Genomic DNA, 10,877 nt, shown 5'->3' with positions numbered 1-10,877 from the left:
GCCGCGCGGGCCCCGCCGGGGGGGGGGGGCGCGCCCCCCCCCCCCGGCCCCCCGGCCCCCCCCCCCCCCCCCCCCCCCCCCCCCCCCCCCGCCCCCGCATCGTCGGTTTCCGGCCTCGGCCCCGGCCTCGATCGATCGCGGGACGGGCCGGTTTCCTAGCATGGACCGCGTGGACAAGTTGCGGCAGCTGCGCCTCGCCAAGGACGCCATGGACCGGGACTGGGCCGACCCGGCCCTGGACCTCGACGCGGTCGCCGCGCACGCCGGGTACTCGCGGTACCACTTCCTGCGCGCCTTCAAGGCGGCCTACGGCGAGACCCCCGGCCAGTACCTGACGCACCGCAGGATCGAGCGGGCGGAGGAGATGCTCCGCGGCGCGGACCTCACCGTCACCGAGATCTGCCACCTGGTCGGCTTCAGCAGCCTCGGCACCTTCTCGGCGAGGTTCAAGGCCCGCACCGGGCTCAGCCCCACCGAGTACCGGACCACCCACGTCGGCCGCGGCGCCTCCCTCATCCCCGGCTGCTACGCCATGCTCTGGGCCGGCGGGTTCCCGGGCAGAAGCGCAACTTCCGAGAAGCGCGGCCCGGACCCGGCTGCCTACGGTGACGGTCAGGAACAGCGACCGTCCGGCGGCTGATGCCGGGCAGGCAGGAGAGCGGACCCATGATCCAGGGCCTGGCCATCACCACCGTGTGGACCTTCGACCAGCAGCGCACCAAGGCCTTCTTCACCGAGAAGCTCGGCTTCGAGGTACGCAGCGACATCGCGATGGGCGACATGCGGTGGATCACCGTCGGCGCCAAGGACCAGCCCGGTGTCGAACTCGCCCTGATGCGCGTGGACGGGCCGGGCCTCGACCCCGAGTCCGCCGAGGCGCTGCGCAAACTGGTCGCCAAGGGGGCCATGGGGGCCGGCGCGTTCCGCACGGACGACTGCCGCGGCGACTACGAGACCTTCAGCGCGCGGGGCGTCGAGTTCGTTCAGGAGCCCAAGGAACGGCCCTACGGCATCGAGGCGATCTTCCGCGACGACAACGGCAACTGGTACTCGCTGACCGAGCGCAGCGAAGAGCTCGACTTCTCCAAGGAGTTCTGAGCATGCCGACGGAGGCCGGGCCCGACCACACCGCCGTCCGCACCGCCCTGTGGCGGGCGCTGCACCTGCGCGCCGACGCGCCGCCCCACGTCATCGAGGACGAGGTCGGGCTGCGGCTCGCCGAACCGGACGCGGCCGGCGCGGCCGGCGCGGGCACCGTGGAGGACGCGGACACCGCGGACACCGCGGAGGGCTGGCGGGCCCGGCCGGACATGGACGTCGAGGCCACCCGGCGGACCCGGGCGTCCATCGTGGCCCGGGCCCGGTTCGTCGAGGACCTGGTGCTGACGGCGGCCGGGCGCGGGGTGGACCAGTACCTCGTGCTCGGCGCCGGGCTGGACACCTTCGCGCAGCGCCGGGCCGCCGACGCGGTGGCCGCCGGGCTGCGGGTGTTCGAGGCCGACCGGCCCGGAGCGGTGGCCTGGAAGCGGCGGCGGCTGACCGAGCTGGGGTACGGCGTGCCCGGCTGGCTGACGCTGGTGCCGGTGGACTTCGAGGGCGACTGGTGGGGGCAGCTGGTGGCCGCCGGGTTCGATCCGTCCCGGCCGGCCGTGGTCGCGTCCGCCGGGGTCACGATGTACCTCACGGAGGACGCCGTCGCCGCCACCTTCCGGCGCATCGCGCGGCTCGCGCCCGGGTCGACGCTGGTCACGACGTTCCTGCGGCCGATCGAGGACGTCGAGCCCGACCAGCGGGAGCAGCTGCGGGTGGCCCAGCGGGGCGCGCGGGCCGCCGGCACGCCCTTCCTGAGCTTCTACGCACCCGAACGGATGGCGGCCCTGGCCCGCGAGGCCGGCTTCCGGGACACCCGGCACGTCCCGGCGGAGGAACTCGCCGACCGCTACTTCGCCGACCGCACCGACGGACTCCGCCCGTCCCGCGGCGAGGAGATCCTGGTGGCCTCCGTCTGAGGCCCGGACCCTCCTCTGCTCCCGGCACGGTCGGCGCGTTCGTCAGTGGCTCCCGGCACGGTCGGCGCGTTCGTCAGTGGCTCCCGGCACGGTCGGCGCGTTCGTCAGTGGCTCCCGGCACGGTCCGCGCGGTCGTCAGCGGCTTCCCGTCTGGTTCGGGCCCGGCAGCATCGGGTAGCTGCCGGTGGCCGTCGGGGCGTGTTCCGGGAGCCACAGGACGGCCACCGCGCCCTCGGCCGGGATGTGCTCGGGTGCGCCGGCCGGCCGGATGTTGCGGAAGGTGAGGCGGGCGCCCAGGACACGGGCCTGCCCCGCCGCGATGGTCAGGCCCAGCCCGTGGCCCTGCCCTGCCCGGTCCTCGCTGCCGGTGCGGAAGCGGCTCGGCCCCTCCGCGAGGAGTTTCTCGGGGAAGCCGGGGCCGTGGTCGCGGACCCGGATGACCCGGCCCTCGACGGTCACCTCGATGGGCGGCTTGCCGTGCCGGGCCGCGTTGGCGAGCAGGTTGAACAGCACCCGCTCCAGCCGGCGCGGGTCCGTGGTCACCTCCGACTCGTGCACCACCCGCACCTCGATCTCCGGGTCCTTCGCGGCCACCCGCCGGGAGACGAACTCGCCCAGCATGATGTCCTGCAGCTCGGCCCGCTCGGAGGCGCTGTCGAGACGGGCCACCTCCAGCACGTCCTCGACCAGGGTGCGCATCGCCTTCGCCCGGTCCAGGACGAGTTCGGTGGGACGGCCGGGGGGCAGGAGTTCGGCCGCGGTGAGCAGGCCCGTCACCGGCGTCCGCAGCTCGTGCGCGATGTCGGCGGTCACCCGCCGCTCGGCCTCAAGGCGCTGCTGCAACGCGTCCGCCATGGCGTCCACCGCCCGTGCCAGGTCGTCGGTCTCGTCCCGTACGACCCCGCCGATCGCCTCCCGCACCCGCACGTCCGGCTCGCCCTGGGCGACCTGGTTGGCCGCGGCCGCCGCCTTGCGCAGCCGGACCGAGAGCTGTCCGCCGATCAGCACGCCGAGCGCGCTGCCGCCGAGGACGACCGCGATGGACCCGATGACCAGCGCCTGGTCGAGGTCCTTCAGCACGTTGCTGCTGCGGTTCGCGAAGGTGCTGTGCAGGGACAGCACCCGCCCGTCCTTGGCCTGCACCGCTGCCCAGATGTCCGGCGCGCCGCTGCCGTGGTCGATGACGTCGGTCGCCCGGCGGCCCGCGTCGACCCGCTCGCGCAGGGCCGGCGGCAGCCGGGGGTCGTTGACCTTCACGTCGGGGAAGTTCGCCCTCCCGTACAGCTCGTAGTTGCGCTGGCCGATCTGCAGCCGCTCGTTGGCCAGCTCGCGCGCGTTGTCCAGCATCGAGACCCGGGCGGCGTTGTGCACCACCAGGCTCAGCGCGATCGCGACCAGCGCGCCGACCAGCGCGATCGCCGCGCTCAGCTTCCATCTGAGTCCGGTGCGCAATCCCGGACCCCGGTACCGGTTGGAGAACCCCCGCATGACCGCCTCGCTCAGGCCTTCAACTTGTAGCCGAAACCGCGGACCGTCTCGATCCGGTCCTGGCCGATCTTGGTCCGCAGCCGCTGGACATGGACGTCGACGACGCGGGTGTCCCCGCCCCAGCCGTAGTCCCAGACGCGTTCGAGCAGCTTGTCGCGGGAGAGTACGGTCCCCGGTGCCGAGGAGAACTCCAGGAGCAGCCGCATCTCGGTGGGCGTCAGCGCGACCGGCTGCCCGGCCCGGCGCACCTCCATGCCCTCGGTGTCGATCTCCAGGTCGCCGAAGGTGAGCATGCCGCCCGTCACCTCCGCCGCGTCCACGTGCGGTCTCTCGCCGCCGCTCGCGTGCCCGAAGCGGCGCAGCACCGCCCGGATCCGGGCGACCAGGACGGCCCCGTCGAACGGCTTGGTGACGTAGTCGTCCGCACCCGCCTCCAGGCCGAGCACCACGTCGATGGAGTCGGCCCGCGCCGAGAGCATGATCACCGGGACCGTGGACTCGTCGCGGATGCGCCGGCACAGGCTCACCCCGTCCAGGCCCGGGACCATCACGTCCAGCAGGGCGATGTCGGGCCGGTCGGCGCGGAAGGCCTCGAGGCCCGACAGGCCGTCGGGCATGGCGGTGACCGCGAAGCCGTCCCGCTCCAGGGCGAGCTGGGTGGCCTCGCGGATGACGTCGTCGTCCTCGACGAAGAGGACGTGGGTCTGGTCTGCCATCCCGGCTCTCTCGGTAGTCGGTGGGGGTCGATCAAGTGGGTACAGCGGGTGTGGCCGGTTCCGTGGGCGCGGGCTCAGTTGGCCGGGGAGGGCACCGGCGTGGCGTCGTCGTCGCCGCCCCCCGCCGCGTTGCCGTAGTCGGTGTGGTGGAAGTCCTCCTGGACGAAGCGTCCCCCGGACCAGCTGTAGGTGATCACGTTCTCGCCGGAGGGGCTCGAGACCGGGTCACCCTTCTCGTACACCTGTTTGGTCACGCTCAGGTCGCCCCGGTCTATCTCGGCGTAGACGGGGGACTCCTCGGCCTTGAAGACGTTCTTGTACGCGCCGCTCTCCCTGCGGTACACGTACGCCCCGACCCCGACCGCGTCCCCGCAGGTCAGCACGTTGACGACAATGTCCTCGACCGTACCGCCGGTCAGGTCGCCGTACGTCACGTCGACGGGGTACTCGTCGCCCGAGCACGGCTTCAGGTCCCGCTTCACCGTGGCCGAGACCGCCGGGTCGGCCTTCACCAGGGCGACCGCGTCGACCTTCTCGTACGTCTGCGACGGGTTGGGCGAGGGGGCCCTGGCGGCCGGGGCGGGCGCGACCGAGCCGGCGTGCGCCGGTCCCTCGTCACGGGCGCCGGTGCCGCCGGTGCCGCAGGCCGCGGCGAAAAGGGCGAGGGCGGCGAGCACGGCCGTCGCCGTGATCACCGCCTGTGCACTCGCCGGGCCCCTGCTGGGCCCTGTGCCGGTCAGGCCGCGCAACGCTCCCGCTCCTCACGCTCCAGCGCGCGTGCGTCGAGGTCGCGTGACTCCAGCTCCTCGCGGAGCCGGGCGAGCGCCCGGTGCAGCGTGCTCTTGACCGTTCCGGCCGACATGCCGAGGGCGGCGGCCGTCTCCTCCGTGGACATCTGCTCCCAGTGTCGCAGCACCACGACACTGCGCTGCTTCGGAGCCAGCACCTTCATGATGTCCATCAGGAGAGCGCGGTCCGCGTGCTGCTCGGTGGAGTCCTCCACGCAGGCGTCGGGCAGCTGCTCGGTCGGGACCTCCTCCAGCTTCCGGGCCCGCCACCACTCGGTCCGCGTGTTGATCATGACTCGGCGCAGGTAGGCGTCGGCGAGCTTCTTGTCCTCGATGGTCTCCCAGCGGCCGTACGTCCGGACCAGCGCGGTCTGGAGCAGGTCCTGGGCGTCCGTCGGGTCCGGGACCAGCCGGCGGGCGCTGCGCAGCAGCGCGTCCTGTCGAGTGCGGACGTACTCCTCGAATTCGAGCACCTCGCCCTGCGCCATGATCAACCGCCTCCCGATCCCCGTTTTCCCCGGCCCTGTGCCTGAGTTCCCGCCGTCCCGCGGTCCTGGCGGGCACAGAAACGAAGCTACGGACCCGTTGTCACGGGGCTGTGCGGAGCAGCCTTCGGGTAGCAATCGGCTGTCCGTCGGTTGTGTAACGGAAGTAGGTGCGGGGTAAGCGGGCGCTGGTTAATGCCCGACTATGCATGGATTTGTAGGGGAGGTGAGGCGGCGGTCGGGCCGTAACGGAGCCCGGTCCTCTGTGATGTGCCTGTACGTCAGCTCAGCGGAAGCCGGTAGAGGCCGCCCGCGAGCGGCTCCACCAGGCCGTCCGAGACCAGCCCGTCCAGCGCGCGTGCCCGCTGCACCGGCTCGTGCCACACCCGGTCGAGCGCCGTCTGCGGCACCGGGGCGTGCGCCTCCCGCAGAACGGCCAGCAGCTTGCCGCGCACCTGCCGGTCGGTACCGGCGTACGTCTGCCCGCGCCGCGGCGGCCCCTCGTGCTCCGGCTTGCCGGCCAGCCGCCAGGCGCACTCCCCGGCGATCGGGCACCGCTGGCACGTCTCGTTCTTCGCCGTGCACAGCAGCGCGCCCAGCTCCATCGAGGCGGCGGCCCAGCGGGCGGCGGTCTTCTCGTCCGGCGGCAGCAGTTCGCGGGCGAGCTTGCGCTCGGCGGCGGTGGTGGCGTTCGGCGGGTACTGCACACCGGTCACCGCCCGCGCGAACACCCGCCGCACATTCGTGTCGAGCACGGCGTGCCGCTGCCCGTACGCGAACGAGGCCACGGCCGCCGCGGTGTACTCGCCGATGCCCGGCAGCGCGAGCAACTGCGCGTGATCCGTCGGTACGTCCCCGCCGTGCCGTTCCGTTATGGCGACGGCGGCGCCGTGCAGCCGCAGGGCGCGGCGCGGGTAGCCGAGCCGGCCCCAGGCGCGGACCGCCTCGCCGGGCGCCTCCGCGGCGAGGTCGGCGGGGCGCGGCCAGCGGGCCAGCCACTGCTCGTACACGGGCAGCACCCGGCTGACCGGGGTCTGCTGCAGCATGAACTCGCTGACCATCACACCCCACGGGCCCGCCTCCGGGCGGCGCCAGGGGAGGTCACGGGCGTGGGTGTCGAACCAGGCGATCACGGGGGTGTGAAGCTTCTCAGTCATGGCCCTTCCGATCCTGCCACGTCCGGCGGCGGGTGGCGGGGACGTGGTCCGCGGCGAGGGGCGGGGCGCGGTCGGGGTTGACGCCGCTCGCGGTGAAGGGTGGCCGCGCTGACGGGAGTTGCCGGAATGATGATCCGGAAAAGTTGAGGTTTGGGCGGCGGGTGGGGCGAGGAACTGCACGGATCTCTCGTACAGTTTGCGCCGTGGGATCTCTGCGCAATCCGGTCGGGCCGCTTCCCTCCTCCATCTACTGGCGACGGAGGGTCTTCATGCTGTCGGCGCTCGGCGTCCTGGCGCTGCTGATCGCGTGGATCGTCACGTCGAACGGCGGAGGCGGCAAGAAGAACGCCGGCGGGTCGGACGGCAAGAATCCCGTGTCCACGATCACGCCGGGACCGTCCGGCAGCGGGCCGGCGATCAGCCAGGCACCGGGCGGGCGGGACGAGTCGAGCGGGGGCGGTTCGGGGGGCGGATCCGGTGCGAGTTCCGGGTCGAGCTCCGGTTCCGGTTCCGACGGCGGGAGTTCGGCCGGCTCGGGCGGTTCCGCCGGCTCCTCGGGCTCCTCGGGTTCCTCGTCCGGCTCTGGGGACGACGTGACGTCGGGCTCCGGCGGTACGGTCGCCTCGCTGCCGGGGACCTCCACGCTGCCCAACTGCACCGCCGGGTCGGTGACGTTGACGCTGCGGAGTCTGCACAACTCGTACTCGCCCGAGCAGACGCCGGCCTTCGAGCTCACCGCGAAGAACACGTCGTCCAGCGACTGCAAGATCGACCTCGGGCCGAAGAACGCGGTGCTGACCATCACGCAGGCCAGCGCGGACGACACCTACTGGTCGTCGGCCGACTGCCCGAAGGCGGCGGGGAGCCGGTGGTACCGGGTGCCGTCCGGCAGCAGCATCACGTACACCCTGAAGTGGGACCGCAAGCCGAGCGCCGCCCAGTGCGCGACGCCTGCGGCGGGCTCGGCCGGGGCGGGGACGTATCTCCTGGAGGCGACGACACCGGGCTTCACGAAGACCCAGGCGTCCTTCGTGCTGGCGGCGGACTAGGCCGGGCCGGGGGGCCGGGAACGCTCACCGGCGCTCGCCGGGTACCACCGCGCCCACCCGTGCCACCCTGCGGCACGCCTCCCCGCAGCTAACAAGCCCCGCAAGGGGCGCGATGAACTGCGCGAGCAACCCCCACCGGCCCGCGCTGGTGCGACTGCCCGCAGCTAGGACGTGCCCCGTAAGGGGCGCGGGGAACTGCGCGACAAGCCCCCACTGGCCCGCGGTGGTGCGACTGCCCGCGGCTGGGGCGTGCCCCGTGAGGGGCGTGGGGAACTGCGCGACAAGCCCCCACCGGCCCGCGGTGGTGCGACTGCCCGCGGCTGGGGCGTGCCCCGCAGGGGGCGCGGGGAACTGCGTGGGCGGCCCCCACCGGGCCGCAGTCGCTGTGCGACGCGGTGGTCCGAGCCGCTAGGGCCGGTCAGACGTACCGTTCGAGAATCGAGGACTCCGCCAGTCGGGACAGCCCCTCGCGCACGCTGCGGGCCCGCGCCTCGCCGACCCCGTCGACGGTCTGGAGGTCGTCGACGCTCGCGGCGAGCAGCTTCTGCAGGCCGCCGAAGTGCTCCACCAGCCGGTCGATGATCGCCCCCGGCAGCCGCGGCACCTTCGCCAGCAGCCGGAACCCGCGCGGCGACACCGCCGAGTCCAGCGCCTCCGGCGACCCGGTGTACCCCAACGCCCGCGCCACCGTCGGCAGTTCCAGCAGCTCCGCGTGGCTCAGGGCATCCAGCTCGGACAGCGCCTCGTCGACCGTGCGGGAGCGTTTTGCCGTGGGCTCGGGGACGTAGTCCCGGACCACCAGCTCGCGCTCGGGCTCCACCCCGGCGATCAGCTCGTCCAGCTGGAGGGCGAGCAGCCGCCCGTCGGTGCCCAGTTCGACCACGTACTCGGCGATCTCCGTGGCGATCCGGCGGACCATCTCAAGACGCTGCGCCACGGCGGACACGTCCCGGACCGTCACCAGGTCCTCGATCTCCAGCGCCGACAACGTTCCCGCGACCTCGTCCAGGCGGAGCTTGTACCGCTCCAGGGTCGCCAGCGCCTGGTTCGCGCGGGAGAGGATCGCCGCCGAGTCCTCCAGGACGCGGCGCTGCCCCTCGACGTACAGCGCGATCAGCCGCATCGACTGGGAGACCGAGACCACCGGGAACCCGACCTGCTTGGAGACGCGGTCCGCCGTGCGGTGCCGGGTGCCCGTCTCCTCCGTGGGGATCGTCGCGTCGGGCACGAACTGCACGCCCGCCCGGAGGATCTTCGACAGGTCGGAGGAGATCACGATGCCGCCGTCGAGCTTGCACAGCTCGCGCAGCCGGGTCGCCGTGAACTCGACATCCAGCACGAAACCGCCCGTGCACATCGACTCGACCGTCTTGTCGAAGCCGAGGACGATGAGTCCGCCCGTGTTGCCGCGGAGGACCCGCTCCAGGCCGTCACGCATGGACGTGCCCGGAGCCACGGCGCTCAGCGAGGCGCGCATCAGGCCATCGGTACCGGCACTCCCACCGGACTTTCCGGGAGCTCCTGCCCGGTCGTTGGCTGCCACTGCACTCCTCCGGTCGCAGGTTCTGAGGCGCTGCCGTCCCCGCACTCGGTTCGTACGGACGGGCGAGACCAGGGCAAAGTCTACCGGCGCTCCTCCGCCTCCCGCGGGGCCTCTCGGCGACGGGAGCTCGGCAGCACCCGCAGCGCGTCCCCCATGTCGGCGACTTCCAGGACCTTCATGCCCGTCGGGATCTTGCCGGGATCGCCCGGCACGAGCGCGTGCGTGAAGCCGAGCCGGTGTGCCTCCGCGAGCCTGCGCTGGACCCCGGTGACCCGTCTGACCTCGCCCGCGAGGCCGACCTCGCCGATGGCGACCAGGTTCTTCGGGAGCGGGGTGTCGCTGGCGGCGGAGGCCAGGGCGAGGGCGATGGCCAGGTCGGCGGCCGGCTCGGAGAGCTTCACCCCGCCGACGGTCGCGGAGTAGATGTCCCGCTTGCCGAGCGCGCTGATCCGCCCGCGCTGCTCGAGGACGGCCAGCATCATCGAGACGCGGGAGGTCTCCAGGCCGGAGGTGGTGCGGCGGGGGGAGGGGATCTGGGAGTCCACGGTCAGCGCCTGGACCTCGGCGACCAGCGGACGGCGGCCCTCCAGGGTGACGGTCAGACAGGTGCCCGGGACCGGTTCGGCACGGCGGGTCAGGAAAAGCCCGCTCGGGTCGGCGAGGCCCGTGATGCCCTCGTCGTGCAGCTCGAAGCAGCCGACCTCGTCGGTGGCGCCGTAGCGGTTCTTGACGCCCCGGACCAGGCGGAGGCGGGCGTGCCGGTCGCCCTCGAAGTGCAGGACGACGTCCACGAGGTGTTCGAGGAGCCGCGGACCCGCGATGGCGCCGTCCTTGGTGACATGGCCCACCAGGAGGGTCGACATGCCCCGCTCCTTCGAGGCGCGGATGAGGGCTCCGGCCACCTCGCGGACCTGGGCCATGCCGCCGGGCGCCCCGTCGATCTCGGGGGAGGCGACGGTCTGCACCGAGTCCAGGATCAGCAGCGACGGCTTCACCGCGTCCAAGTGGCCGAGAACGGCGGCCAGATCGGTCTCGGCGGCCAGGTAGAGGTGGTCGTCGATGGCGCCGATGCGGTCGGCGCGCAGCCTCACCTGGCTCGCCGACTCCTCGCCGGTGACGTAGAGCGTGCGGTGCTCGTCGCTGGCCGACTTGGCGGCCACGTCGAGCAGGAGGGTGGACTTGCCGACGCCGGGCTCGCCGGCCAGCAGCACCACCGCACCGGGCACCAGGCCGCCGCCGAGGACCCGGTCCAGCTCCGGTACGCCGGTGGTGCGGGCGGTGGCCTGACGGCCGTCGACCTGGCCGATGGGCACCGCGGAGGTGGTGACCCGGCCGGGTGCCGTCGTGCGGACCGCGGGCGTGCCGTACTCCTCGATCGTCCCCCACGCCTGGCACTCGGCACACCGGCCGAGCCACTTGGCCGTCTGCCATCCGCACTCGGTGCAGCGGTAGGACGGACGGTCCTTCGAGGTCTTGGTACGGGCAGCCATGCGGAAACCGTAGCCCCCGCCACTGACAGTGGGGCCACGGTGGCCCGCGTGACAGGTGTGGGCGGACCGGTCCCGGCCGGTCCGAGAGGGGTACGAGCCGCGGCGGAACAGGTTCCTGTCCCCGATTGAGGGATCGTTTCACCCGTACGGAT

The 10,877-nt window shown here is 73.1% G+C and carries 11 protein-coding genes; 4 read left to right on the top strand and 7 right to left on the bottom strand.

Going from position 1 to position 10,877, the window contains the following annotated elements; all coding sequences use genetic code 11:
- The first annotated feature begins 160 nt into the window (after nt 1–160).
- The 3 genes from ACGF5O_RS41940 to ACGF5O_RS41930 are packed head-to-tail and all read left to right on the top strand — an operon-like array spanning nt 161 to nt 2,009.
- Nucleotides 161–640 carry a helix-turn-helix transcriptional regulator gene (locus ACGF5O_RS41940; protein ID WP_393815203.1) on the top strand — a complete coding sequence of 160 codons (480 nt, stop codon included), beginning with the start codon at nt 161–163 and terminating at the stop codon, nt 638–640.
- A gap of 26 nt (nt 641–666) precedes the next feature.
- Nucleotides 667–1,098 carry a VOC family protein gene (locus tag ACGF5O_RS41935; RefSeq protein ID WP_393815202.1) on the top strand — a complete coding sequence of 144 codons (432 nt, stop codon included), beginning with the start codon at nt 667–669 and terminating at the stop codon, nt 1,096–1,098.
- Between the two features lie 2 nt (nt 1,099–1,100).
- A complete protein-coding gene (locus ACGF5O_RS41930; protein WP_393815201.1) occupies nt 1,101–2,009 on the top strand; it encodes a class I SAM-dependent methyltransferase in 909 nt (302 codons plus the stop codon).
- A gap of 135 nt (nt 2,010–2,144) precedes the next feature.
- On the opposite strand, the gene cseC is transcribed toward ACGF5O_RS41930, so the two are convergent.
- The 5 genes from cseC to ACGF5O_RS41905 form a co-directional block, all read right to left on the bottom strand.
- Complete coding sequence (gene cseC, locus ACGF5O_RS41925; RefSeq protein ID WP_393815200.1) at nt 2,145–3,497, bottom strand: two-component system sensor histidine kinase CseC; 1,353 nt, start codon at nt 3,495–3,497, stop codon at nt 2,145–2,147.
- Between the two features lie 11 nt (nt 3,498–3,508).
- Entirely contained in the window at nt 3,509–4,213 is a 705-nt protein-coding gene (gene cseB / locus ACGF5O_RS41920) for a two-component system response regulator CseB (protein WP_393815199.1), read from the bottom strand.
- 74 nt (nt 4,214–4,287) lie between these two features.
- Entirely contained in the window at nt 4,288–4,962 is a 675-nt protein-coding gene (locus tag ACGF5O_RS41915; RefSeq protein WP_393815198.1) for a hypothetical protein, read from the bottom strand.
- A complete protein-coding gene (locus tag ACGF5O_RS41910; RefSeq protein WP_217559609.1) occupies nt 4,950–5,489 on the bottom strand; it encodes a SigE family RNA polymerase sigma factor in 540 nt (179 codons plus the stop codon). Before ACGF5O_RS41910 ends, ACGF5O_RS41915 begins: the two co-directional genes overlap by 13 nt.
- 278 nt (nt 5,490–5,767) lie before the next feature.
- Nucleotides 5,768–6,643 (bottom strand): A/G-specific adenine glycosylase, encoded by an 876-nt coding sequence (locus tag ACGF5O_RS41905; RefSeq protein ID WP_393815197.1) that lies wholly within the window; start codon nt 6,641–6,643, stop codon nt 5,768–5,770.
- Between the two features lie 203 nt (nt 6,644–6,846).
- On the opposite strand from ACGF5O_RS41905, the gene ACGF5O_RS41900 reads away from it, so the two are divergent.
- Entirely contained in the window at nt 6,847–7,692 is an 846-nt protein-coding gene (locus ACGF5O_RS41900; protein ID WP_393815196.1) for a hypothetical protein, read from the top strand.
- A gap of 418 nt (nt 7,693–8,110) precedes the next feature.
- Here ACGF5O_RS41900 and disA read toward each other — a convergent pair whose 3' ends face one another.
- A complete protein-coding gene (disA, locus tag ACGF5O_RS41895; RefSeq protein WP_093499984.1) occupies nt 8,111–9,235 on the bottom strand; it encodes a DNA integrity scanning diadenylate cyclase DisA in 1,125 nt (374 codons plus the stop codon).
- A gap of 80 nt (nt 9,236–9,315) precedes the next feature.
- On the bottom strand, nt 9,316–10,725 hold the full coding sequence (gene radA / locus ACGF5O_RS41890) for a DNA repair protein RadA (RefSeq protein ID WP_393815195.1): 1,410 nt from the start codon (nt 10,723–10,725) through the stop codon (nt 9,316–9,318).
- Nucleotides 10,726–10,877: the final 152 nt, after the last annotated feature.

Source organism: Streptomyces sp. NPDC048291, assembly GCF_043201715.1.
GTDB lineage: Bacteria > Actinomycetota > Actinomycetes > Streptomycetales > Streptomycetaceae > Streptomyces.
The sequence above is the reverse complement of the archived record's forward strand: the minus strand, read 5'-3'. Positions and strand labels throughout refer to the sequence as shown.